The sequence below is a fragment of the Alkalibacillus salilacus genome (assembly GCF_030812915.1).
GTDB lineage: Bacteria > Bacillota > Bacilli > Bacillales > Alkalibacillaceae > Alkalibacillus > Alkalibacillus salilacus.
In genome coordinates, this window is record NZ_JAUSTQ010000005.1 from 134081 (window position 1) to 158347 (window position 24267).

General features: G+C 38.1%; 26 protein-coding genes. All 26 read right to left on the reverse strand.

Annotated features, from left to right (window positions below; genetic code table 11):
• Window positions 1–55 precede the first annotated feature (55 nt).
• Window positions 56–1447, reverse strand: a complete 1392-nt coding sequence (locus J2S77_RS08010) for a murein hydrolase activator EnvC family protein (protein WP_306976266.1) — start codon at window positions 1445–1447, stop codon at window positions 56–58.
• Between the two features lie 45 nt (window positions 1448–1492).
• A complete protein-coding gene (gene ftsX / locus J2S77_RS08015) occupies window positions 1493–2386 on the reverse strand; it encodes a permease-like cell division protein FtsX (protein ID WP_306976269.1) in 894 nt (297 codons plus the stop codon).
• Window positions 2376–3062, reverse strand: a complete 687-nt coding sequence (gene ftsE, locus J2S77_RS08020) for a cell division ATP-binding protein FtsE (RefSeq protein WP_306976270.1) — start codon at window positions 3060–3062, stop codon at window positions 2376–2378. Before ftsE ends, ftsX begins: the two co-directional genes overlap by 11 nt.
• Before the next feature lie 496 nt (window positions 3063–3558).
• Window positions 3559–3885: a c-type cytochrome gene (locus J2S77_RS08025; RefSeq protein WP_306976271.1), complete on the reverse strand. Its 327-nt coding sequence runs from the start codon at window positions 3883–3885 to the stop codon at window positions 3559–3561.
• Between the two features lie 50 nt (window positions 3886–3935).
• A protein-coding gene (prfB, locus tag J2S77_RS08030; RefSeq protein WP_306976273.1) for a peptide chain release factor 2 occupies window positions 3936–5040 on the reverse strand; the annotation gives its coding sequence in 2 pieces (ribosomal slippage) (window positions 3936–4967 and window positions 4969–5040; 1104 coding nt in all).
• A 260-nt stretch (window positions 5041–5300) separates the two neighbouring features.
• The gene (gene secA, locus J2S77_RS08035) at window positions 5301–7811 is read right to left on the reverse strand and encodes a preprotein translocase subunit SecA (RefSeq protein ID WP_306976275.1); all 2511 of its coding nucleotides are present in this window, start codon (window positions 7809–7811) and stop codon (window positions 5301–5303) included.
• 174 nt (window positions 7812–7985) lie between these two features.
• The gene (locus J2S77_RS08040) at window positions 7986–8180 is read right to left on the reverse strand and encodes a hypothetical protein (RefSeq protein ID WP_167262615.1); all 195 of its coding nucleotides are present in this window, start codon (window positions 8178–8180) and stop codon (window positions 7986–7988) included.
• A gap of 170 nt (window positions 8181–8350) precedes the next feature.
• Entirely contained in the window at window positions 8351–9775 is a 1425-nt protein-coding gene (locus tag J2S77_RS08045) for an anti-sigma-I factor RsgI family protein (RefSeq protein WP_306976279.1), read from the reverse strand.
• The gene (sigI, locus tag J2S77_RS08050; RefSeq protein ID WP_306976280.1) at window positions 9744–10499 is read right to left on the reverse strand and encodes an RNA polymerase sigma-I factor; all 756 of its coding nucleotides are present in this window, start codon (window positions 10497–10499) and stop codon (window positions 9744–9746) included. The genes J2S77_RS08045 and sigI overlap by 32 nt, the downstream gene beginning before the upstream one ends.
• 131 nt (window positions 10500–10630) lie before the next feature.
• Window positions 10631–11596 carry a DUF5667 domain-containing protein gene (locus J2S77_RS08055; RefSeq protein WP_306976282.1) on the reverse strand — a complete coding sequence of 322 codons (966 nt, stop codon included), beginning with the start codon at window positions 11594–11596 and terminating at the stop codon, window positions 10631–10633.
• Between the two features lie 18 nt (window positions 11597–11614).
• Window positions 11615–12136: a hypothetical protein gene (locus tag J2S77_RS08060; RefSeq protein WP_306976284.1), complete on the reverse strand. Its 522-nt coding sequence runs from the start codon at window positions 12134–12136 to the stop codon at window positions 11615–11617.
• A gap of 193 nt (window positions 12137–12329) precedes the next feature.
• Window positions 12330–12890, reverse strand: a complete 561-nt coding sequence (gene hpf, locus J2S77_RS08065; RefSeq protein ID WP_306976285.1) for a ribosome hibernation-promoting factor, HPF/YfiA family — start codon at window positions 12888–12890, stop codon at window positions 12330–12332.
• Between the two features lie 171 nt (window positions 12891–13061).
• Window positions 13062–13412, reverse strand: coding sequence for a flagellar protein FliT (gene fliT / locus J2S77_RS08070; RefSeq protein ID WP_306976286.1), 351 nt, complete (start codon window positions 13410–13412; stop codon window positions 13062–13064).
• Window positions 13412–13813, reverse strand: a complete 402-nt coding sequence (fliS, locus tag J2S77_RS08075) for a flagellar export chaperone FliS (RefSeq protein WP_306976288.1) — start codon at window positions 13811–13813, stop codon at window positions 13412–13414. The genes fliT and fliS overlap by 1 nt, the downstream gene beginning before the upstream one ends.
• Before the next feature lie 18 nt (window positions 13814–13831).
• Window positions 13832–15361, reverse strand: coding sequence for a flagellar filament capping protein FliD (fliD, locus tag J2S77_RS08080; RefSeq protein ID WP_306976289.1), 1530 nt, complete (start codon window positions 15359–15361; stop codon window positions 13832–13834).
• Window positions 15362–15376: 15 nt separating this feature from the next.
• On the reverse strand, window positions 15377–15751 hold the full coding sequence (gene flaG, locus J2S77_RS08085) for a flagellar protein FlaG (protein ID WP_306976292.1): 375 nt from the start codon (window positions 15749–15751) through the stop codon (window positions 15377–15379).
• A 290-nt stretch (window positions 15752–16041) separates the two neighbouring features.
• Window positions 16042–16635: a DUF8042 domain-containing protein gene (locus J2S77_RS08090; RefSeq protein WP_306976293.1), complete on the reverse strand. Its 594-nt coding sequence runs from the start codon at window positions 16633–16635 to the stop codon at window positions 16042–16044.
• The gene (locus J2S77_RS08095) at window positions 16636–18060 is read right to left on the reverse strand and encodes a sugar-transfer associated ATP-grasp domain-containing protein (protein WP_306976294.1); all 1425 of its coding nucleotides are present in this window, start codon (window positions 18058–18060) and stop codon (window positions 16636–16638) included.
• A 69-nt stretch (window positions 18061–18129) separates the two neighbouring features.
• Window positions 18130–19281, reverse strand: coding sequence for a flagellin N-terminal helical domain-containing protein (locus J2S77_RS08100; RefSeq protein ID WP_306976295.1), 1152 nt, complete (start codon window positions 19279–19281; stop codon window positions 18130–18132).
• Window positions 19282–19409: 128 nt separating this feature from the next.
• Entirely contained in the window at window positions 19410–19637 is a 228-nt protein-coding gene (csrA, locus tag J2S77_RS08105) for a carbon storage regulator CsrA (protein ID WP_306976297.1), read from the reverse strand.
• On the reverse strand, window positions 19618–20067 hold the full coding sequence (fliW, locus tag J2S77_RS08110; protein ID WP_306976298.1) for a flagellar assembly protein FliW: 450 nt from the start codon (window positions 20065–20067) through the stop codon (window positions 19618–19620). Before fliW ends, csrA begins: the two co-directional genes overlap by 20 nt.
• 21 nt (window positions 20068–20088) lie before the next feature.
• A complete protein-coding gene (locus J2S77_RS08115) occupies window positions 20089–20682 on the reverse strand; it encodes a DUF6470 family protein (protein WP_306976299.1) in 594 nt (197 codons plus the stop codon).
• A gap of 60 nt (window positions 20683–20742) precedes the next feature.
• Complete coding sequence (gene flgL / locus J2S77_RS08120) at window positions 20743–21834, reverse strand: flagellar hook-associated protein FlgL (RefSeq protein WP_306976301.1); 1092 nt, start codon at window positions 21832–21834, stop codon at window positions 20743–20745.
• A 10-nt stretch (window positions 21835–21844) separates the two neighbouring features.
• On the reverse strand, window positions 21845–23458 hold the full coding sequence (gene flgK, locus J2S77_RS08125; protein WP_306976302.1) for a flagellar hook-associated protein FlgK: 1614 nt from the start codon (window positions 23456–23458) through the stop codon (window positions 21845–21847).
• 19 nt (window positions 23459–23477) lie between these two features.
• Entirely contained in the window at window positions 23478–23969 is a 492-nt protein-coding gene (locus tag J2S77_RS08130; protein ID WP_306976304.1) for a flagellar protein FlgN, read from the reverse strand.
• A gap of 12 nt (window positions 23970–23981) precedes the next feature.
• Window positions 23982–24236, reverse strand: a complete 255-nt coding sequence (gene flgM, locus J2S77_RS08135; RefSeq protein ID WP_306976306.1) for a flagellar biosynthesis anti-sigma factor FlgM — start codon at window positions 24234–24236, stop codon at window positions 23982–23984.
• Window positions 24237–24267 lie beyond the last annotated feature (31 nt).

The following is a 24267-nucleotide window of genomic DNA, read 5'->3' on the forward strand; positions in this document are numbered from 1 at the left end:
CGATGCTTTTAAAATTAAAAAGTGTCTTAATAGTTATAGTGTATAGTCGTTATCTTTAAAAACCAAAGTATTGAAGTGGATCGATTGCATTCGTTTTATTAACATTCCAACTGCCACGGTGCAATTCAAAGTGTAAATGCGGTCCAGTTGAACGACCTGTAGATCCCATATTACCAATTTGTTGGCCTCGTTCTACTGTCTGCCCATTACTTACGTGAACTCTAGACATATGAGCATAAACCGTATCATATGTGACACCATCAATATTGTGTGTGATAAATACGACTTTTCCATAAGAGCTACTGTGGTAAGATTTATACACAGTACCACTAGCTGCTGCGTAGATTGGAGTCGTTTTATTGTTACTACCAGCATCAATGCCATTATGTGTTCCACCACGAGTACCGAAACTATCTGTTAAATAACCGTTCAATGGGCGCATGAACTTACTACCCGTATCTGCTGGTGGAGTTCCACCACCTGAATTACTTGAAGCACTTGAATTCCCCGAGTTTCCAGAATTCTGCTCTGCTTTCCGTTGTTTGGCTCTTTCTTTCTCCTGAGCTAAAGCCGCTTCACGACTGCTTAGTACTTCTTGTTCTTCAGCAAGCGACATTTTATGATCGTGCATTTCTTCGTGTTTTTCTTCTAAGTTCGCTAAAATGACTTCTTGTTCTTCTTTTTGTTCATCCAAGTTAGCCACTAGTTGATCAAGCTCGTCTTTTTGCTTCACAAGTGTAGCACGTTTTGATTCCATTTCTTGCTTATTCTCTTCAACGGTATTTTTGTTTTCTTCAACCTGTGCTTTTGATTCCTCAACTTCTGTCATGGTTTCTTCTAGCTTCTTCTTATCTGCAAAATGCTCGTCTAAGATGTTTTGGTCTTGATCCATCACCTTGTTTACAGCTGATGACCGACTAATTAAATCACCGAAATCACTAGCCCCCATTAGGACTTCTATGTAACGAACCGATCCGCCATTTTTTTGTAATGTACGAAGTCGGTCCTTTAAGACAATTTCGCGTTCTTCAATACGTTTTTTAGTTGCTTCAATTTCATCTTCTAACTGTTTGATTTCAGCTTCTAGCTCTTTGATTTCATTCTCTAGTTTCTCAATCTCTGCTTCTAACTGACGAATCTCAGTTTCTGTTTCCTCAATACTTAACTCTTTTTCACGGATTTCGAGTTCAGCTTTCTCAATTTCATTATTGATTTGAGCTAATTCATCTTCAGTTTCAGATTTCTCAGATTCTAACTCTTCTAACTGACCTTGTAAATCTTCTAATTCACTATTAATTTCTTTCTTATTTTCTTTAACTTCTTTTAAATCTTCTTCAATTTCCTCTACTGAATCATCTGCTTCAGCCGTAGTTGTTCCTGACCAAATCATCACGCCAGCAATTACGACTGTTAACGTCAAAAAAGCCAACCACTTTTTCGTCAACATTGTTTCTCCCCTTTTTATTGTTTGGATTGGTAGAATAATAAGCTATTAAATCCGTAAGAATTTACGAACACTCATGACACTTCCCCAAATGCCGATGAACGCGCCAATACCAAGTAACATTAATGATAACTGCCATGCAAATGGATTCCATGGTAGTAACTCTATAAATTGAAAGTTTAAGCGGTCATTTAAATTCACATATAAGAAATGATAACCCACTAAAACAGCAGTTACTGGAATAATAGATCCGATCACACCTGTTAATAGTCCTTCGACGAAGAACGGACCACGGATAAAACTATTTTTCGCGCCTACTAAACGCATAATGCCGATTTCTTCACTACGTGCATTAATCGTCATCTTAATCGTATTCGAAATAAGGAATATCGCCGTTAATAACAAAGCAGCAATGAAACCTATTCCAATATAACGAGCATATTGATTGAACTGTAGTAAACGGTCAACCGTTTCACTACCGTATTCGACACTTTCTACTTTATCAATCTGTCCAATTTGATCTGCGACTGGTGATAAGTCTTCAGCCTCTTCTGTTTGGATCACATAAACGTGATTGAGTGGGTTATCCTGTTCAAAGAGCTCCCAAGATTCACCCTCTTCGCCTAGATCATCAATTAAATTTTCCAGCTCTTCTTCTTTAGAAGAGAATTGATAATTTGTAACTTGAGAGATTCCCTCGATTTCATTACCAACTGATTCAACTTCTTCATCACTTGTATTCAACTCTAAAAACGCTCGAATTTCAGCGTCAGATTCAATATTTTCAGCAATTTGGTTTAAGTTTAGAATTAAAATTAAAAAGGCTGCAACTAACACTAATGTTGTTGTTACGGCACCAACAGCTGCGACCGTCATCCAACTATTACGTATTAGATTCTTTGCTCCTTCTCTTACGTGTCTTTTAAGTGTACTAATCTTCATAGCCGTATTCTCCTCGATGCTCATCTCTGACAACTTGTCCATTTTCCATCGCAATCACACGCTTGCGGATCGTATTCACAATCTCACGGCTGTGCGTTGCCATAATGACCGTTGTTCCCGTGTCGTTAACTTCTTCAAAAATACGCATAATTTCCCATGATGTATCCGGGTCTAAGTTACCAGTTGGCTCGTCCGCGATCACAATTTTAGGATTATTTACAATTGCTCTCGCGATCGCGACACGCTGTTGTTCACCACCTGACAATTGCGCTGGAATAAATCGAGCTTTATGCTTTAACCCAACTTTATCTAAAACTTCCATCACGCGACGACGAATCTTGCGCGGATTTTCTTCAATCACTTCAAGCGCAAAAGCAACATTTTCGTAGGCTGTCATTTTAGGTAAAAGCTTAAAGTCTTGATAAATAACGCCAATACTTCGACGTAAATACGGAACTTGTCGCTTTTTGATGTTACCTACATCGACATGATTTATTTGAACTTTTCCGTCAGAAGGCACTTCTTCATGATACATTAATTTAATAAATGACGACTTACCAGCACCACTTTGTCCTACGACGTAAACAAACTCTCCGTCTTCAACCTTAGTCGTAACACCACTTAAAGCTGTTACGCCATTATCGTAAACTTTATGTACATTCTCCATTTCAATCATATTGTTTCACCATGTTCCCCCCGTTGCTTTAATAAGCAACTCTAATAATTTTTATATCGAATAAAACGTTTACCAATTGTCTGAATCGACCAGGGTCTTATTGGTAAACCTATCTAATTTCACGATTTATAAAATATTATAACATGTTTAAGTCGAATTTTCTGCGGGTATTATATTACATTTTCTTTTCAATTGCGATATCTTTTGTAAAAATACTGGTTATCATTAGCTAAAAAACGTAAAATTACTCGGAAGGTGCTCATTTAATATGTCTTATTATTATATATTTAAGTGTTTTATCTGGAAATGGTGAAATAGTAGGAAAGGTAGCGTGAGCAATCTAAAAGGGTTGTTCTATTTAATATCGGATGATTTTATAATTTGTTGAATTTGCTCATGATCTATTAATAATCAATCACAAATAAATTCATCTTCCATGAATTTGAACACAAAAAATCCCTAACAATTATTGTTAGGGATTCGATCATTCAATACTTTATTGACTTAGTACATAGTCTGCAATTTGTGAAGCTTCGTCTTCACTCACATCTTGTGCAGGCATGCTTCCTTTACCTTCAGTAATGATCGTGACAATTTCACTTTGATCATAACTGTCACTCGCATTTGTTAAGTCTGGGCCTGTGCCACCAGATAAATCACCGCCATGACAAGATGCACAGTTTTGTTGGAATAGTTCTTCACCTTGAGCTGTTTCGTTTGCGTTACCTTCTTCATTACCACCATCAGCTCCACCATTGTCTCCGCCACAAGCGGCTAAGATCATCATGAAACTGATAAATCCAATTAACAACCATTTTTTCATGTTATGCCCTCCTTATGCTTTACTATATATCTTCCCAAAACGCTCAAAAATTAACCATCAATTTTCGAGCGTAAATAGGCATTAATAAATGGATCAAGATTCCCGTTCATCACAGCTTCAGTATTACCGATTTCAACATTCGTGCGGTGATCTTTGACCATATTGTAAGGATGGAAAACATAAGATCGGATTTGACTTCCCCAACCAATTTCCTTCAATTCACCACGAATGTCATCTATTTCTTGCTGCTGACGTTCAATCTCTCGTTGATACAACTTCGATTTCAACATCTTCATCGCTTGTTCACGGTTCTTAATTTGTGACCGTTCAGCTTGCGATGTCACGATGATATTGGTTGGCAAGTGGGTTATGCGGACAGCTGAATCAGTCGTATTGACGTGCTGACCACCTGCACCACTAGCTCGGTACGTATCAATTTTTAAGTCATCTTGATTCACTTCAATTTCAACTTCATCATTAAATTCCGGCATGACATCCAACGACGCAAATGATGTGTGACGACGGCCCGATGAATCAAATGGCGAAATACGAACGAGGCGGTGCACACCTTTTTCTGCTTTCAAATAGCCGTAAGCATTATGCCCACTAACCTGCAATGTGACGCTTTTCACCCCTGCTTCATCACCAGGTAAATAGTCGAGCGTGTCCACTTTAAAACCTCTACGCTCAGCATAACGAGTATACATGCGTAGTAACATTTCCGCCCAATCCTGTGATTCCGTGCCACCAGCGCCTGGGTGAATTTCAATAATCGCATTATTTTGATCGTAAGGCTCGCTTAATAAAATATTAAGTTCAAATTGATCAATCGCTTGTCGTGTTTTTTGGACTTGCTCTTTCAAGTCCTCGAACAATTCCTCATCTTGCTCTTCTTTAACGAGCTCATAAGATACTTCTAAGTTTTCAACACTTTCGACTAAGTGATCATAACCTTGCACGAGTTCTTTTAACCCGTTCGTTTCGTTAATCACCTTTTGTGCTGCGCTCGGATCATCCCAAAAAGACGGATCTGTCATTTGGTTTTCTAATTCAGCAATCCGATCGCGATAACTCGTAAAGTCAAAGAGACCCCCTGAAATTGTCGAGTCGCTCTTCCATTTGGTTTAATTCATTGCGAATATCTGCTAAATCCATAACGTAATTTGTCACCTCTAATAATAAATGCTAACCATATTGTACCATTAAAAGCGCGAAATAACAGCCGTTAGCTAGCCTCATAACCAAATTGTCATAATTTTTATAAGGCGAATGGTAAGATGTCGAATAAAGTCGAATTTGAAGTATGGCCATATTTTATTAACTCATTAATAGTATAACCAACTTCATCTCTCACGTCTGTGCGCTAAATCACATATAAAAACCCGTTCTGATTAATCAGAACGGGTTTAGCATTATTATGCGCCATGGCAATGTTTATATTTTTTACCGCTACCGCATGGGCATGGTTCATTCCGGCCAACTTCTTTCTTCTTCACAATCGGTTGGCGTTTTTGTTCTTCTTGAGGACGGCCACCAGAGACAGCTTTAGCATCTTTAGCTACCTCTTCACGCTGTAAGTTTTCACGAATTTGAGCTTTCATCGCATAACGCGCAACTTCCTGCTCGATTGAAGCAATCATGTCTTCAAACATTGAGAAACCTTCCATTTGATATTCTTGCAGTGGATTGTTTTGACCATAAGCACGCAAATGAATACCTTGGCGAAGCTGATCCATTTGGTCGATGTGGTCCATCCACTTCGAGTCTACCGTGCGCAGTAAAATGACTTTTTCGAATTCGCGCATTTGTTCATCTGTTAATTCTTCTTCACGTTCATCATATTTCTTCTTCACAACGTCCATAATCGTTTCAACAATCTCATCCGGTTGTTTACCTTTTAGATCGTCTGCTGAAATCTCCTCAGGCTCTAATACGTTGGCCTCTAGGAATTGAACGAGACTTTCAAGATCCCAGTTCTCTTCGTCTTCTTCTTGTGTGTATACGTCAACATTACGTTTCACTGTTGATTCAATCATGCCAATAATAATGTCACGTAAGTTGTCCGATTCGAGAACTTCATTACGTTGTTCGTAAATAATATCACGCTGCTCACGTAAGACATCGTCATAAGACAAGATTTGCTTACGAGCATCGAAGTTATTACCTTCAACCCGTTTTTGAGCAGATTCAACGGCACGGGATACCATTTTACTTTCGATAGGTTGATCATCATTTAAACCAAAACGGTCCATCATCGCATGCATACGCTCTGAACCAAAACGGCGCATTAGCTCATCTTCCATAGAAAGGTAAAACTGGGATACACCTGGGTCACCTTGACGACCAGAACGACCACGTAACTGGTTATCAATACGACGTGATTCATGACGCTCAGTTCCGACTACCGCTAAGCCACCAAGTTCTGTAACACCGTCACCTAATTTAATATCCGTACCACGGCCGGCCATGTTCGTCGCAATCGTCACGGCACCTTTTTGGCCAGCCTCTTGAATAATTTCCGCTTCTTTAAAGTGGTTCTTCGCGTTTAAGACATTGTGTTTCACGCCAGCTTTCTTAAGTTGCTGAGAAATCAATTCTGATGATTCGACTGATACCGTACCGACTAAAATTGGCTGACCCATTTCGTGACGTTCTTTGATGTCTTGAACCATCGCTTTGTACTTGCCGTCCATTGATTTATAAATTAAATCTGGACGGTCATCACGAATAATCGGTTCGTTCGTCGGAATCGAAACAACATTCATATTATAAATATCACGGAATTCTTCTTCTTCCGTTTTAGCTGTACCAGTCATACCAGCTAACTTATTGTACATCCGGAAAAAGTTCTGGAACGTGATGGTCGCAAGTGTCATGCTTTCTTTTTGGATCTGTAAGTCTTCTTTCGCTTCGATCGCTTGGTGAAGACCATCACTATAACGACGTCCCTTCATTAGACGTCCTGTAAATTGGTCGACAATGACAACTTGATCTTCTTCAACCACATAATCCGTATCACGCTGCATGACGACACGCGCTTTTAACGCTTGGTTAATATGGTGCGTGAGAGATACGTTATTCAAGTCATATAAGTTTTCAATATTGAAGTAATATTCCGCTTTCGTAATACCAGACTCAGTTAACTGAACGTTACGTGATTTTTCATCAAACGTATAATCCTCTTCAGGTTTTAACGTTGAAACAAAGGCGTCAGCTTGTACATAATTGGTCTGAGATTTCTTTTGTGAGCCTGAAATAATTAATGGTGTACGCGCTTCGTCGATTAAAATCGAGTCGACCTCGTCCACAATCGCAAAGTTTAGCTCACGCTGAACGCGACGCTCTTTGTAAAGCACCATATTATCACGTAAATAATCGAAACCGAACTCATTATTCGTACCATACGTAATATCTGCGTTGTAAGCTTCACGCTTCTCTTCTTTACCAAGCTCATTCGTATTTAAACCAACTGTTAAACCGAGCCAGTTATATAATTCACCCATATCTTCGGCGTCACGCGATGCCAAGTAATCGTTCACAGTAATAATATGAACACCTTTACCACTGATTGCATTTAAATAAGCAGGCATAGTTGACGCTAATGTCTTACCTTCACCTGTTTTCATTTCAGCGATATCACCATGATGGATCGCAATCGCACCAATTAATTGCACGTAGAACGGGCGCATGCCTAGCACACGATTAGCCGATTCACGTACCACCGCATATGCCTCAGGTAATAAAGCATCTAGCGATTCACCTGCTTCATAACGATTTTTAAATTCTGTTGTTTTTGCTTGTAATTCTGTATCTGACAATAATTTCGTATTCGATTCTAACGCTTCAATCTGATCTGCTGTTTTCCGCAGTTTTTTCAACTGTTTCTCATTCAAATCCCCAAATACCTTGGTTAGTAATTGCTTCATATCGTTGCACCTCGTATCCTTTTGTTTACAATACTCCATTATCAATCATAACACTACCTTTTTAATCATGACAACTAACGGAATAGAGGTGTTTTTGTCGATTTGACTCATAATAAAAAGAAACCAGCTTGCGGGTGAGGTAAGCTGGTCAAAAAGACAAGACCATAAAGGTGACTATTTGACTTGGGATGAAGAATAATTGGGAAAGGAAACATTAACATCGGAATGGGAGGTTACACGTTCTTCTAAAGCAATCACACGCTCATTCGTGGTTGCGACAATGCGAACGAGTTGGGAAATCATTTCACTTTGACGATTGAGTTGATTTTGAAGCTTAGAACATTCGAGGCAGTTAAACTGATGAGTCATCTCGTATTCCCCCTTTATGATCTTGCTAAGTTAGTTATACCACGGTTTAAGTAGGCTGGGTAGCCCCATGGAAATTAAATAAAAATACGATACGTAATAATTTAGTAGTTATTTTTGTTTAATCATTAAATAATATAGGGGGAAATCGAGACTTTCTCTTAAAAAATTTATTAATTGTTTTTATCAGATTGTTTATTACCTTTGCTTTCATCCGAAACATTATTTTTCTTATTCTCATCAACTTCGCTACTCTCAAATGGTGTATCATCACTTTCACTGGAAGGCTGTTGAATCTCGTCGTTATCATCTGTATGACGTTGCTCATTTGCTTCATTCGATTTTTCGTTTTCTTCAGCTAACGATTCTTGGGTATCATTTGATTCTTTTTCTTCATTAGTTGATTTGTCATTGGTGTTATTATCTTCATTTGCAGATTCTGATTGATTTTGCGAGTCATCTTTTCTTTCATTACTTTCATTTAGTTCACGCTTATCATCTTGTTCCCCATTTTCATTGGCTTTAGAACGTTCACCATTAGAGTTCGGGGCATCTTCTTGTGATTGTCCATTTTCATTACGATTATCTTCTTTTTCTTCTCGACGATTCTGATTAGAGGAACTATCATTCTTTTTCTTTTTTTGATTAACTTCAGACTGAGTCGAATCTTGATTTTGATGATCTAGTTCTTCTGACTTGTTCTTCTCCTTCTGATGCTCACCACTGCTATTAAGATTAGTTTTTGTTTTATTAGATTGTCCAGGACTCTGAGGTGTATCATTTTTTTGTTCCTGAATATCATTTTGTATTTTGAATTCATTTATCTTTTTATTCGGTTTAGTCATCTCATGTGTCTGCTTTGACTGTTGCCCTTGATTAGCTTTGTACTTCTCCATTAATTGATCAATAGGTTGATCAGCTGCATCTTGAACGCGATCAACTTCACCACTAACTTCTAATTCTTTTCCTATAATATATTCGTTGACTGACATATTTAATTGTTTTGCCTCATCATAATCGTCCTTTGATCCACTCATAATGGTCAGTTGATCTGATCCGTTTGTCATTTCAGATTGAATTTCTTGTTCAATAACTTTCGTTTGCAATTCTTGATCAGAATTCATTAATATTACAGTTGAAACTAACGTCATATTTTCCTCTTCATTTATATAACCTAATTCTTGAAGGGATATATTGAGTTCACGAACCACTTCACTAAACAACTGGTCTTCCGATATTTCCTCAATAATTTTTTCACCGTCACTATTATTAGCTGTCATATCAAGAACATTAAAGTCTTCATCAAGTTCAATTTCAATGCTTGGATTAATATCCATTGCTACTAAATATACACTACCTTTATCTTGCTCCATGACGAGTTGATAAACTATAACACTTATGAGTAAAACTGCAGCTACAGAAGCGTATTGTAACCATGTGAATGTTGGACCACTAGAGATTGTAGTAGTATATGTCTCTCCTATTAGAGGGAACTCATGTTCAAGTCGCTTGATATTTTTAAGCCTTGCATCATCAGTTAACAGAACAATTTCCTCATCAGTCACTTTAACGACTTTGCCAGATATGACTGTTTTCATTGAGCCCCCCCCTTTCATTATTTTCAATCACAAACTCTTTTAATTGTGTCCAACTAGGATTGCAGTGTATTAAAATTATTGCAATTAAATATTTACGATGCTTTTCAATAGTTTTGTATTTAAACTTCGTATCCCTTGTAATGCTCGAAATTGGTAGACGTTTTAATCGCATTAATTCATCCACATATGATTTTGTTTGAGCAATCAATTTTCCTAATTCATGCAATTTATGTATTGTTTTTTTATGCTTTGGCGCAAATTGTTCTAACTCATCAAAAGAAACCCCGTATTGACTCAATTGATAGTCAAATTCGATAATTTCATCAACTAACTGATGATTAGTCATTGATTTAAAATATTCATCTATCGCATATTGTTGATCAACTCGATTTTCTTTACTTTCAATATCGAGCGACAATGTTTGATTGGAGTGCGCTTCTCGTTTAAAGAAATCAACTAAATCACGTTTTATGATTAAATAAACATAACTGTGAAATGTTCGTCCTTTATTTTCATCAAATGATTCTATTGCTTTATTAAATGCAATTAAACCCACACTAGATTCTTCATCACTCCAAGATATGTAACGCTTACAAATATGACCTACTATATTCAGAATATACGGGCTATAGTACTGGATTAATCGTTCCCGCGTCAGTTCATCACCGTGTCTAATTGATTGAATTGATTGAATTGATTGCTCTAATTTTTTATCCTCTACCAAAGCTATCGCCTTCCCAACTATTCTCTGTTCTTATATAGGATATACTATCAATTCATCACGGTAAATAACGAATAACAAAAGTTTGGAGGAGATAACAAATGATTACCTCCTCCAAATAGTGATTTTCTCATTTAAGGTCTGTTACCATTACCTTGACCTTCTCCATTATTAGAACCAGATGCCCCTCTTTCTTCATCAGCATCTTCTGATTCTTGTTCATCTTTATTTGATTCTGGTTTATTTCCTGCTTCTTCTTTTGCAGATTCTTCTTGGTTATTACTATTATTGTCTACATTTTCATCATTATTTAGGGTTTGCTCTGCCTTATCCTGGGCTTCTTCTGCTTGTTCTTGGCCTTGCTCTGCGTTTTCTTGGGCCTCTTCTGCTTGGCCTTGTCCTTGCTCTGCGTTCTCTTGAGCCTTTTCTGCTTGGCTTTGCCCTTGCTCTGCTTTATCTTGAGCCTCTTCTGCCCGGTCTTGACCTTGTTCTGCTTTATCTTGAGCTTCTTCTGCTCGGTCTTGACCTTGTTCTGAGTTACCTTGAGCTTCTTCTGCCCGGTCTTGACCTTGCTCGGCATTTTCTTGAGCTTCTTCTGCTTTATTCTGCGCTTCTAGATAATTTTGCTTCGCTTGTTCTTGGTTTTCAATCGCCTGTGAAATTCCTTCTTTAGCTTCTTCTGGTAATTCTTCTTTGTTTAAGACTTCTTCTAGTTTCTCAGTACGGCTTTCCATCTTTTCAACTACTTGTTCTTTAGCTTCTGAAGTTTCTTCTTCATTTTCATCTGCTTGCTTTAAGTCTTCATCAACTTGATCTTGAAGGTCATTATACTCTTCTAAAAGTTGATCAGCAGACTCTACATCGCCTTCTTGTATTAAAGATTCTGCTTCTTCAAGACGTTCATCAGAAAAATCATCTTGTAACATCGCTTTTTCTGTAAAGCTTTCTGTTAACTCATACTCTGCTTCTTCCATTATACGACTTAAATCATATAGTTCTGAATCTGGTTTGATATAACCTTGTTCGTCTTCCTCATCCGCATTCACAGTAATACCTACCATCATGACAACAGCAGTAGCTAACAACATTTTCTTTAACATTTTAAAACTCCCTTTCTGTTAATAATTTAATTGACTTCTAAATGATGTGATATCTTTTTCAACCGATTCATACTTATCTTTTGCAGTAACAAAAGACAACATGACGGTTTTTTCCTTATCATCCATAAAATAAACTTCTGTTCGCATACTCTCTTCACGATCCGTTTCATAAGCGATAAAACGGTCACTTTCGTCAACAACGGACGCCTTGTTCGCACCTTGTAATAATTCATCTTTTAATGTTTGCACTTCTTTGTTACCAGAAAGAACAGTTAAAACTGATAGTATATGATCATGTTGAAATGTCACGTTAACAGGATCTTTTGATTCTTCTATCATTTCCCATCCTTTTTCATAGCCTACAGATAATCCCATATCTTCATGATCATATAACAACTCATCTGAGGTTGAAGCTTGTTCACCAGACTTATCATCACCAACACTCTCTTGAGATTGTGCAGAATTTTCGTTATTTGAACAACCTGTTAATAAAACTATAATAAAAACTATAAATACTAAAAACACTTGTCGACGCTTCACCTTTCCCCCTCCCTTCTCTATTAATGTAAATCTCTCTGTAATATCCCATACGATATATTCATTATTTTTTAGAGGGAGAATACAATTTTTTTATGTAATTTAACGATTATTATTACTTTCAATAAAATTCTTACACTATAATTAAACGCATAAGAAAAGCGTCCAGCTATGCTGGACGCTTTTAAGTCACATATTATGCATTTGGCTCGATCAAGCCGTATTTTCCATCTTTACGTTTGTAAACCACATTTGTTTCACCTGTTTCAGAGTTCTCGAAGACGTAAAACGCATGGCCGAGCATATCCATTTGTAGGACTGCTTCTTCCTCGTCCATCGGTTTCAAATCAAATTGTTTCTTCTTCACAATATCAATTGTATCATCTTCAGTTTCTTGAACTTGTTCTGTGATTGCTTCTTTCTCTAACTCAGCAAACACGTGTTTTGGAGCACCTTGTTGACGGAACTTGCGGTTAATTTTAGTTTTATACTTACGAATTTGTCGTTCTAATTTATCAACCACCAAGTCAACTGCTGCATACATATCCGTATGCCCTTCCTCTGCACGTAACAATAAGTTCGGCATAGGAATCGTCACCTCAATGCGTTGCTCCTGGTTATGGACACTCAAATTCACATGCACATCAGAAGACGGTGGTGTATCAAAATAACGCTCCAACTTCGAAATCTTCTTCTCCACGTATTCGCGGATCGGATCAGTAACCTCGATGTTTTCGCCTCTTACGTTGTAAATCATATGCAAGTCCTCCTTTCATCTATGTAGGTTACATTCAACAATACCCCAAATAACTCCTGCTTAAACCTCTTAAAAATTTAGAATATTTTGTCGATAATGTGACGAATGCCTTCATGGCAAGGACTTCACATATAAAAAAAGATGAAAGGATCACATTCATCCTTCCACCTGTTAATTTCGCGTATCGATAAAGCCACCGTCTTTACCACGCAAATTCTGATATGGATTAATATATTTTCTGTTTCCAATTTGTTGCTTTTTAAATTTGCCGATATCTTGTTGAAACGAACTCATATAGTGGTCCGCTTGTTGGCGTAATGATTCATCCAATTTAAGTAGTTCTTGTGCTAGTTCACGCTCTTCATCCGTATAGTTACCATCAAGTTGACCGATGAGTTGACCACGTTTTTCAACAAACTGATTAAATTCATAAATCAACTCTTCTCGGTCGATCACATCAGCTTTCTCAAATCGATCATGCATCTGTTTTGTCAAAGTGTATAATGCTTTAACAGCTGACATTAGGCTTGCGCTCCTGATGCATACTTATTCTGACGATCGATTTTGATCACTTCTTTCCATGTGTCACGTAACTCTCGCACCATTTTCTCAGCTTCGTCTAATTGCGAAACATCATTCTGAATATTCGCTTGGCGCAAACAGTAATTTATATAATCATACAGCGGCATGAGTTGTCCAGACACTTCATAATCTGGTTTCAATGTCACCATAAATTCTGTAATAATATTTTGCGCCTTTTGTAAGTTTTCATTTTTAGCTTTAACATCTTTATTTTCCATGGCTTCTCGACCAAGTTTAATGAACTTCAAACAGCCGTTATAAAGTTGTAACGTTAGTTCGCCTGGTGAGGCAGTTGAAACTGAATTTTGTTGATACGCTTGAAAGGCTTGTCCATAAGACATGAGTCAACACTCCTTTGATTACATCATTCCACCAAGTTGTTGTTGCATTTGTTGCGACTGGCTGTTCATCTCCTGCACCGCTTGTTCCATACGAGTGAACTGATCCCAATATCGCTGTTCAGTTTGTTGCATACGACGTTCAAAATTAGACATACGTTCAGCCATATCCACAAGTTCTCGACCTAACGTATACTGTTGTGGTTGTTGAAACTCGTTCCCGGCTCGGTCGGTAATTTGATTCATCATCGAATCAAGAGAATCCTCTACGCGCTGTGTAATGCCACGCTCTTCACCTTCCGAACTGTTATGAAATAGGTTCATCACGGCTTCAGGGTCCTCTTGAAGCTTCTGTCTTAGTTCAGCTTCATCTACTTCTAATTTACCATTATCGCGCCAATTAGATGATGTCGTAATCCCCACATCTAAAACGCTTTTAATATCTTCATTTCCTGTGCCCTCAACGGATTCGTACCAAGACGAACGCATCGAGCTAACACCCATCTCAATCGTCGAATCACTACGTAACAGACCACTTTGTGATTTCTCTTGCCATAATTCAATTTCACGTTCAGACATTTCTTCCGTTTGTCTTTCTGTTAACGGCGGATAATCACGATTTTTTTCTTCACTCGTCTTCCCGTTCATGTAATCAATCGTTTCATTGTACTTGTCAATGAAACCCGTGATTTGTTCCATCGCAGCGTCGACATCATTTCCGACTGTAATATTGGTCGGATTGCCACCTGTAACAGCATGAAATTCAAAATTGACCCCGTTCAATTCATAGTTATTATTTTGGGAAGTCATTTCAATACCATTATAATTGAAACGAGCTTCATTCCCACCTTCTTCAGCTACACCATTCATATTCAATACATCATCAAAAAAACTTGAATTAAACTCTATTTCATCACCGTTCTCATTAAAACTACCTTCTTCCGTCCGTTCGATAATGACACGGTCAGAATTTTGGTCATACATACCTCTTAAATTACCATCTGACTGATTCGATATTTTTGAAAAAACATCACTTAATGAATCACCTTCATCTAATGTGAAGGAAACATCCTGTGCTCCTTCTTCATTATGATAAGTTAAGGAGATCTCTTCACCGACATAGCCACCATCAGCTCCTTGCTCATTCAATGATTCTAGTGGATCAAAATCAGGATTGTCATTTTGAAAGGCACCTTTATCACCAGCCTTAATCGCTGCAGTCGCTAATTGTTCAACATCAATCGAATAATTACCCGTCTCAGAATCTTGGCCAGCTGTAGCTGTAATAGCTTCTTCATTAGAAGATTCAGTAGATTTCGATAAATACGTCGATGATTGCTGCATATTCGAAATTTCACCATCTAATTCAGACAGTTTCGTATTTGCTTCGCGGTATGCATCTCGCTGCAATTCAACCCATTTTTGGTCTTGCTCCATTTTTTGAAGCGGCTGACGCTCAGCTTCCATCAGCTGATTAACCATACTTTCAACATCCATGCCTGATGCAAATCCCGTCATACGCATAGAATTATCCATGTTATTTGAAACCATATTGACTCACCTACCTTAAATTCGTTCGTCGACTATAAATCCCATAAATTCAGCCATCGCTGCATAAACATCAAGCAACTTCTCAGGCGGAATTTCTTTAACTACTTCATCTGTTTCCTGATCCACAATTGAAATATAATACCGATCTAACTTATCATGCATCTCATAGCGAATCGACGTTTCAGCCGGTTCGAGAAATTCATTCATGCCCTCGACTAATTCCTCGGCACGATCACGCGTCATGTCTTCACCTGAACCATCACGCTTTGAACTCGCCTCATCATTCATCGCCTGCAATTTCGGTTTCGTTTTGTCTAATTGTGATAAAGCCTCCGATGTCCCCGACCGCTGCAGGAGTTGAGGGTTTGATAAAACTTGATCAACCTTCATCAAAAACAACTCCTTCCCTATGCTCTATTGGTTATATCGGATTTTTAGAGAAAATGTTTAGTAGTCTATAAAAATAAAACCCGTTTTTGACGGGTATATTTAAGATAATTGTATCGGCTAATTAAAGATCTAAGAATTATATACTTAATATTATCGATGATATATTTATTAAGTTGAAATATTTTAAAAGTGATTATCCAAACTAACTTTTTCAATGATCCCTTTATTCTCTGTTAATAAACTTGTTACAAATTTATTAAGTACATTTTGTTAATTATCAACTAGCATATTTACACATTCTCATGGTTCATCATATCTTGTAGTTTTTCTTCAATCACTTCTAAAACAGGAGAAACTTCATATTGCAATATATCAGCAAATAAAACAGGATCTCTCTTTTCTAAAACTTCTACAATCTCTTGTAAAATTGGTTTTAAATCGGTGGCATATTGTACTATTGTATCCCAATCAGTTGGTTTTTGAGGTATAGAGTCAATAGTAATAACTGATTGGATAATCCAATCTAATGCTTGAGTTAATTGAACCGTTTTATTAGAACCGATTTCTTCACTACCATCATATAAATGCTCTGTGAATTCATCGATAGCAGGCAGTGCTTGTTTTAAATATTGTTGAACAGTATCAATCACATTCTGAATGAATTGTTCCATGGTTAGTACCACGGCTTCAACCGTTTCAATTCGTTCTATATTTTTATTGAAAAATTCCGCTTGGTTCTCGAATACCTCTATACCATCGACAACATAATGACTGAAATGAAGTTTTTGGTTGTGGATGTAGGTATTAATCTTAGATTCCATTTCAGCAAGTACCGAAGTATTATTATTTAATTCAAATATTTGATCATTGACTATAAGTTTCATTTAATCATCCTTAACTGAAGTTGAGTTGTTTTTCTTATTTTGAATCTTTCGCGCAGCATGTTCTAATACTTCCTCAGTCAAATCGCCAAATAGAGATTGCTCATTTGCTAATTGATACTTCCAAACAGGGCCCCTAAAGTTCATCTCAATAAAAATTGGTTCACCTTTTTTGCCGATTGCTATATCCCACGATACATAATTATGATGTAATATTCGGTCGTGTAATTGTTTCACAAATGCAACACATTTATCAAAGTTAGGCACTTTACCTAAATTCGAGAAGTCATACCCTGTCGAGGGATGTGTATATATCACTTGTCCTTTATGACCTATTCCAAATGATTTAAAATAACCCTCTGGCGATACTCCGACACAAATGCCTCCTTCTCCCCCATTATCTTTGGCTGATCCATCAGAGCCAAATCGCGCATAGGTGAGTAAATAATGAATCTTATCTCCCCAACGTAAGGTAACCATGCGTAATGTATTAACCGAATCTTTATGAGGTGCAGCCATAATATCATGCTGTTTTATAACCTTTTGCAGAATAAAATCTTCACCCCAATGTTCCTCAAGATAATTTAAATTAGCTAAGTTATTATTATGGTAGAAGACGTTGTCAATGTATTTCAACTTATCAACTGAATGACCATCATTGGCATAGCTTTTTTTTGCGATAATATCTTCTTTAGTTAAGTTATAGAGATGAAGAGCTTCTTCACGAGAAATAGTGTTACTCTCTTCGTTAAAGTACTGCCCATTCACTCTTTTCAAAACATTCTCTGGGTGGTGTTCACTTGTAATCAATAAATCATAAACATTTTTATCAGAATAAAAACCATTAAAATATAGAGGAGTTAACTCTGGTAATACAAGTTCATTGAACTCATATTGATGAATTAATCGTGGATTTGTGTCTCCATACACATTAGCATAGGCAATATGTAAAGATGGATCTATATTTTTATAGAAATATTTCCGCCAATATTTTTGCACTTTTTTAATGTCTAAGTTTTCTCTTATATTATGATAGTAACCTAATTCATCGAAGTACTCAAAGTACTTAGAAAATGTATTCACTTTATATTTTATGTATAAATCTTTATGGTCAACAAATTGTATTAAATCAGTAAACTGAATATACAATTGATTAATTAGTTTTGGTGCTGCAGACCAATTCTGGTTTTCTATTATATTCAAAATTTCTTTATCCTTTTGTTCGACAACTGCTATTTTGGTTCCAAATGGTGTTTCGGGCTTATTTATGTTAGCATTTGATTTTTTAAATGATTTAATACCTCTGTGTACTGAGTGATAATACTTCTCTATTTCTTCATAATATTCATTATTTAAATCGTTATATATTTTTTTTAGTAAAACAATGGACTGTTCTAATATATCTTTTTCTAATGCATTATTCGCCATAATACTGTCCCCTATATTTTAGTTAAAAGGACTCCAGAATAACTGGAGTCCTTTTCATTAAGAATTGAATTAGCCAAGCAGTTGTAATACTGATTGTGGCTGTTGGTTCGCTTGTGCTAACATTGATTGAGCAGCTTGAGATTTGACACTTGCTTGTGTCTGTTCCATCATTTGTGCTGCCATATCAGCATCACGAATACGAGATTCTGCAGCTGATAGGTTTTCAGATGAGTTGTCTAGATTTGAAATTGTATGTTCTAGACGGTTTTGAACCGCACCTAACTCTGAACGTTGTGAAGATACTGATTCAATTGCACCATCCAAAGTAGCAAGTGCATCATTTGCGCTTTCTTGAGTGTTAATATCTATCCCTCTTGAGGCAGTTACTTCATCCCCATCTGCACCAACTTCAACAGTACCATGAGTGTAAGTCCCATCAAAATCTAAAGCTCCATTTTCATCATAATCTTGTCCATCTAGATCTTCTACACTTTTAGCTCCGCCTTCAATAGCAAAATAATCTTCTCCATTTTCACTTACTGCTACAAGCTCTCCATCTGAATTCTCTAATCCATATGAAGCCTCAATACCATTTGCATCAGTCGTATCGTCCATATCAACAGCATCAAATGATGTTACATTTAACGATTCGCCTTCTAACCCAGATAAACTATCGTCCAAATCAACATCTGCACCTGAAATAGTTTCAGAAGTACCAGCCTCTAATCCTTCAGCACTCATGTCACCAATCTGAACATCTAGATTTTGCCCTTCGTTAGCACCGATTTGGAATGTTCCTTCCATACTACCATCTAAAAGATTTTGAGTGTTAAATTCAGTATTATCAGAAATGCGGTTTAACTCTTCAGATAATTGGTCCATTTCATTCTGAAGCTCTTCACGGTCCGCATCAACGTTCGTGTCGTTGGCAGATTGTACAGATAGTTCACGCATACGCTGTAGGATACTATGTGACTCATCTAGTGCACCTTCAGCTGTTTGGATCATTGAGATGCCGTCTTGCGCGTTACGGCTTGCTTGGTCTAAACCGTTGATTTGACCGCGCATTTTCTCAGAGATCGCAAGACCTGCTGCGTCGTCTCCTGCTTTGTTAATGCGAAGACCTGAAGATAGTTTCTCCATTGCTGATTGTTGCTGGTCTTGGTTGATTCCCATTTGGCGGTGCGTATTCATCGCCGCCGTATTAGTGTTAATAATCATTTTAAAATTCCTCCCTGAATGTTTGTATAGGCCACGTCCTTGTGGCGATTTAAGTTAACAGTCTGTTTGTCGGCCGACGTTTGACTGATGTCCTTATGTCTATAATATCGACAAGGGATGTCCATTCTTTAGTCTTTTTGTTGATTTTTTAATAAATTTATAGAATCAGTTGTGAGCTGGCTTGCAAGTTGGTTTTCTTGCAAGATTTGTTGGTAGATTTCTTGGCGATGGATGTCGACGTGTTTGGGAGCATCGATGCCGAGTTTGATTTGATCCCCTTCTACGCTTACGACTTTGATGGAAATGTCGTCGTTGATTTGGATGGCTTCGCCTTCTTTACGTGTTAACACGAGCATGATGCTCTCCTCCTTTGATGGGATGTTTAGTATGATAGTCGGTTCCAACGAGTGAGATTTGTTTGGCTTGTTGATTAGCTCGATTAATGACAACTGGGGCACTTAAATTCATCGTTGATTGGTCGAATGGTTCCTGAACGGTAACGATTGCCCAGACAACGACATCTTCACCCTTTTCGATCTTTAATTGTTCAACCGTTGCGTCATCAAGTTTGAATTCGTAATTTGGATAAATTAGAAATGGATTAGTTAAGACGAAAGCCAGTTCAGTCGTTTTAGTCGATTGCATAATTTTAAAGGCTTGATTTCCTTCTAAGTCGAATAAAGCGAACTCTGTTTCTGTTTGAAAGCCTGGTATGCCGTTTTCAAATGTGATTAGTTGTTCATCTTTGACGTCGATTTCGCCAAAATAAACGGATTCAATGTTCATGCGTGACTCTCCTTTGGTTGATTAGATTTTATAATCATATTGGCTTTGTCGCCAGCTTTCCATGTCCACGTTAATATCAAAATGTGGTTCTTGAGCTAGACTTGTATTCACATCACCACGTTGATAATTGAGTTGTGGTTTATTCGGTGTTGCATTAATGATAGGTTCGTTCGGTGTTGCTTCAATGTTTACTTCCGCTGGTTGATAATTGATATCGACTGCAAAATGGGATGACGGAATCCAGCCGATATTAAAGTCTTGGCGGGGGTTCGGAATATTTCGTTCAACAATGTTTTGAATCGCATCCGTTCCGTTTTCAATCTTCATCATCTCGTCACCTTCACTGGCACGGCGAGCAATGCCTTCTTGGGCTGTTTGTCGGCCTTCTTGAGCATTCTGGCGCGCTGATTCTTCGGCACTAATAATGCCCATATCTCGCAATGCTTCAGTTTGGTCAATCGTGAGTTTTGATGGCGTTGTTTCGATATTTAGGTCTGCTTCAGGTTGTGAAATTTGGAGATCGGCATCTTGTTGCGTGATATCAAGTTGTGCATCTTGTGTATCGATTCCAATTTGGCCACGCTGAATGGTATAAGATATTGGAGGTAATTGCATCGTTAACACCTCGTTTCTATGTAGAAAAAGCTATCTGCCGGGAACAGATAGCTACTGTGATTATCGTAAAAAGTCCATTAACGTCGGTTGGATAATGCGTGAACCTGCGCTTAATGAAGCGCGGTGAACATTTTCCTGCATGCGCAAGTTTGTAATAACTTCCGTTAAATCTGCGTCTTCATTTTGCGTCATTAAATCTGTAGTTGTCACTTCTTGTTGCGATAGGCGCGTTTCGATTAATTCAGCTCGGTTCATGCGCGCACCTAGGTCTGCCCGTTCGTTCACAAGATCTTGTGAGAACTGATCTAAGGTTGTGAGATGCTCATCGAAATCATCACCATTTAGTGGTGGATCATCTTGAGTTAATTTGTTAACAATATTGTTTAACTCATCGAACATCTCGGCTGGAAACGCATTGGAAGGATTAGTGTTAGCTTTAAGATCAACGCCATCTGATACTTCGATGTTGACATCGTTGTTGTTGGGTTCAGGCATGTTGTTATTCATATAATCCTCAGCTTCATCTACTGTCGTGATATCGAGATTATCATGATTTCTCATTTGATCAATACTGCGTTCAATTTCAGGATCATCAATGTTCAAATCAGCTAAATCACCGTTTTCACCAGCAATTTCATTCAATACATCATCTGCGTTATTAATAACGGGAACAAGGTCACCATTTTCGTTGTGAGCTTCAACAAAACCATCTTCGTTAAAACGAGCATTCTCTGTATTCGTGCCGTTAAAAATGTATTTATTATTAGCCTTCGTGTTCGCAATTTCGCGTAAGTGATTTTTGATTTCATCGACTTCACTTGCCATATTGCCACGCTGATTTTCCTCATAAGAATCGTTACTTGCCTGAAGGACAAGTTCACGCACACGCGTTAGCGCTTGTCCCGCTTCATTCATTGCTTCGTCTGAAGAGTCCATCCACGTGTTAACCTCAGACATATTCCGTTCGAACTGTTCGACTTTCGACAACTCTGAACGGTAATCAACACCTTTCATTGCAACGACGGGGTCATCGGATGGGCGGTTAATCTTCTTACCCGTCGACATTTGTTCCATATACTTTTGCATTTCGGAGTTATTTTTCTGGATGTTATTCATCATATTGTTACTTAGCATACTTTGTGTGACGCGCATTACGATTCACCTACCTTCCGACGATTCCCATTTGGTTAATGATGCGATCGAGCGTTTCGTCCACGACCGTCATGCTACGTGCAGCCGCGTTATAAGCGTGTTGGAACTGGATCATATTTGACATTTCTTCATCCAATGATACACCACTTACCGATTCACGATTTTGGTCGACTGATTCACGTAAACTTCCGGTATTTTCAGCCATCCTATTGGCTTCTTGCGCTTTAACACCTAGGTCGCCGATTTGCGCTTCATAAAATGACTTAATTGTCTGGTCATCACCCATTGATTCGTTACGTACATCAGATAAAGCTAAGGCATTATCACCGTTTCCGGATTCATTTGGTTCGCTGGAAGCTGCGATTAAGTCTTCGTCTTCTTGAATCGCTTCTGCAACACCAATGTTCGCTGCTGCTCCTTCAACGTCATCGAGATCTGCGAAAAAGTTTTGGCCATTATCATTTTGATTAAGTCCATAACCTTCTCGATGTTGCTCATTAAATGCATTAGTAAAAGAATGAGCGAGTTGATCCATACTATCGATCATGTCGACATAATCACCTGAATAAACAGGTTCATTATCTCCATTCGTTTCGCCTGTATAATAGCCGTTTGATTCCATTAAGCCTTTTAATGAACCTGATGATTCGAAGTTACTAGCTGCGATCTCAACGTCTTCACCAACATTAACGGAATTCACAATGGCATCGTTATTCAAATCAATTTCATTGCCATTTTCATCTTCTGCTGTCCCACCGAAATTGAAACCTAGTTCGTTAATCTCGTTTTGACCATCTTCTCCGCTTTGTTCCTGAGAAGTCAAAAGTTCGACAGGATCGCCATTACTATCTGTCACTTGATTTCCATCTTCATTAAGTAACGTGATTGATGCTGTTCCTTGAGCATTGGCCTTCGAATTGCCCCCTGTATCTTCGTAGTTAACTTCAACATTAACATACTCCGATAGTTCATCAACTGCTAAATCACGCTTATCATAGAGGTCATTAGGCAAATCACCATTCGGTTCAACACGTTCAATTTGACTATTTAAGTCTTGAATTTGAGTTAATAGATTATTAACTTGGTCTGCACCTGTGTTCATTTGGTTTTGTAATTCACCTTGAACGTCTTTTAATTTGCCATCTAAATATTGAAAGGATTCCGATACAGCTTCAGCACGCTGCACCATAACACGACGTGCGCCCCCGTCTTCAGGGTTTGTCGCGACATCTTGTGTGGCTTCCCAAAATTGATCCATCGTTTTAGCTAAACCTGAATCACTTGGTTCATTCATGATTTCTTCCATTCGACCCAGTGCGTCAGCTTTAGCTTCGTATTGTCCGGCTTGGTTATTTTCAGCACGGTATTGAAAATCAAGAAATTGATCCCGCACACGCTGAATCTGACCCGCTTCAACACCTGTTCCAAGTTGACCGGCAATTTCAGGGCGATTACGTCCTGGCGCTGGGAATGGACTGGATTGTTCAAAGTTCACACGCTGGCGTGAATAACCTTCTGTATTAGCATTCGAGATATTATGACTTGTTGTATGTAACGCGGATTGCTGGGTAGCTAATGCGCGTTGTGCGACTTCAAGCCCATGAAATGTCGATGTTGCTCCCATCGTTTATGCTCCTCTCAAACTAAGCCTTTGAATCAAAAATCGAGCGATCAGTAGACTGATTCGATTGCTGCTGTTTATGGTAGTTCAAGTCTTTTTGATGCTTCGGCTGTAACATGTCTAGGGTTAATTCAACATACTGTAATGATTGCTCAGTTAAATCACGATTCAGCTGTTCTTGTTGCTTTAAATCAGCTAATGTGTAGACGAGTTTTTCGTATAGTGCTTCAAGATGTTCCTTTTTCTCTGGGTCGTCTACGGTCTGAATAAGGTTTGAAATCGTGCGCTCGTCACTGATTCCTTTTTCTTGAAACCATGCTTCAGTTTCTTCAACTCGTTTCGTCTCGAGTTGGTCAAGTGCTTGCGCATGTTTTCGTTCTTTAATCAGCATTTGATTAAACGTTTCGAGGTCATTTTGTTTTAGTCGTTCTGTTTTATCTTTGGACAGCTGAAGTAAGCTTTCATTAAGTTGTTGAATTTTTCCAAGCTTTTCGATTATCGCATCAATTGACATGTGATGCCTCCTTTAAGGCCGGAAGAATGAGGCCAGTTTTTCAGCGGTCTTGTTTAAATCAACGTCGTAATTGCCATCTTGGACCTGTTGCTTGACGTTTTGCACGTGTTCATCGCGCGCTTTCTGAATATGATTATCTTGCATCGCTTTAGCGCGATTGGAAATTTCCACTTTATCTGACTGTGCATTCGGCTGTTTCGCCGGTTGTTGTTGGATTTGTTTTTGATAGGGATTTAAATGCGTTTGATTCGTTGGATTGACTTTCATCCTCTTTCACCCTTTCTAAACGAAACTGGCT

Bases quoted from the DNA above. Each gene is read 5' to 3' on its own strand.
- flgL (WP_306976301.1), bottom strand. From the start codon at position 21,834: ATGCGCGTCACACAAAGTATGCTAAGTAACAATATGATGAATAACATC.
- J2S77_RS08010 (WP_306976266.1), bottom strand. From the start codon at position 1,447: ATGTTGACGAAAAAGTGGTTGGCTTTTTTGACGTTAACAGTCGTAATT.
- csrA (WP_306976297.1), bottom strand. From the start codon at position 19,637: ATGCTCGTGTTAACACGTAAAGAAGGCGAAGCCATCCAAATCAACGAC.
- ftsX (WP_306976269.1), bottom strand. From the start codon at position 2,386: ATGAAGATTAGTACACTTAAAAGACACGTAAGAGAAGGAGCAAAGAAT.
- J2S77_RS08090 (WP_306976293.1), bottom strand. From the start codon at position 16,635: ATGAAACTTATAGTCAATGATCAAATATTTGAATTAAATAATAATACT.
- fliS (WP_306976288.1), bottom strand. From the start codon at position 13,813: ATGTCTTATGGACAAGCCTTTCAAGCGTATCAACAAAATTCAGTTTCA.
- J2S77_RS08095 (WP_306976294.1), bottom strand. From the start codon at position 18,060: ATGGCGAATAATGCATTAGAAAAAGATATATTAGAACAGTCCATTGTT.
- J2S77_RS08100 (WP_306976295.1), bottom strand. From the start codon at position 19,281: ATGATTATTAACACTAATACGGCGGCGATGAATACGCACCGCCAAATG.
- fliT (WP_306976286.1), bottom strand. From the start codon at position 13,412: ATGTCAGCTGTTAAAGCATTATACACTTTGACAAAACAGATGCATGAT.
- J2S77_RS08040 (WP_167262615.1), bottom strand. From the start codon at position 8,180: ATGACTCATCAGTTTAACTGCCTCGAATGTTCTAAGCTTCAAAATCAA.
- fliW (WP_306976298.1), bottom strand. From the start codon at position 20,067: ATGAACATTGAATCCGTTTATTTTGGCGAAATCGACGTCAAAGATGAA.
- J2S77_RS08045 (WP_306976279.1), bottom strand. From the start codon at position 9,775: ATGAAAACAGTCATATCTGGCAAAGTCGTTAAAGTGACTGATGAGGAA.
- J2S77_RS08025 (WP_306976271.1), bottom strand. From the start codon at position 3,885: ATGAAAAAATGGTTGTTAATTGGATTTATCAGTTTCATGATGATCTTA.
- flgK (WP_306976302.1), bottom strand. From the start codon at position 23,458: ATGGGAGCAACATCGACATTTCATGGGCTTGAAGTCGCACAACGCGCA.
- fliD (WP_306976289.1), bottom strand. From the start codon at position 15,361: ATGGTTTCAAATAACATGGATAATTCTATGCGTATGACGGGATTTGCA.
- J2S77_RS08055 (WP_306976282.1), bottom strand. From the start codon at position 11,596: ATGTTAAAGAAAATGTTGTTAGCTACTGCTGTTGTCATGATGGTAGGT.
- flaG (WP_306976292.1), bottom strand. From the start codon at position 15,751: ATGAAGGTTGATCAAGTTTTATCAAACCCTCAACTCCTGCAGCGGTCG.
- J2S77_RS08130 (WP_306976304.1), bottom strand. From the start codon at position 23,969: ATGTCAATTGATGCGATAATCGAAAAGCTTGGAAAAATTCAACAACTT.
- J2S77_RS08115 (WP_306976299.1), bottom strand. From the start codon at position 20,682: ATGCAATTACCTCCAATATCTTATACCATTCAGCGTGGCCAAATTGGA.
- ftsE (WP_306976270.1), bottom strand. From the start codon at position 3,062: ATGATTGAAATGGAGAATGTACATAAAGTTTACGATAATGGCGTAACA.
- hpf (WP_306976285.1), bottom strand. From the start codon at position 12,890: ATGATTTACAACGTAAGAGGCGAAAACATCGAGGTTACTGATCCGATC.
- secA (WP_306976275.1), bottom strand. From the start codon at position 7,811: ATGAAGCAATTACTAACCAAGGTATTTGGGGATTTGAATGAGAAACAG.
- flgM (WP_306976306.1), bottom strand. From the start codon at position 24,236: ATGAAAGTCAATCCAACGAATCAAACGCATTTAAATCCCTATCAAAAA.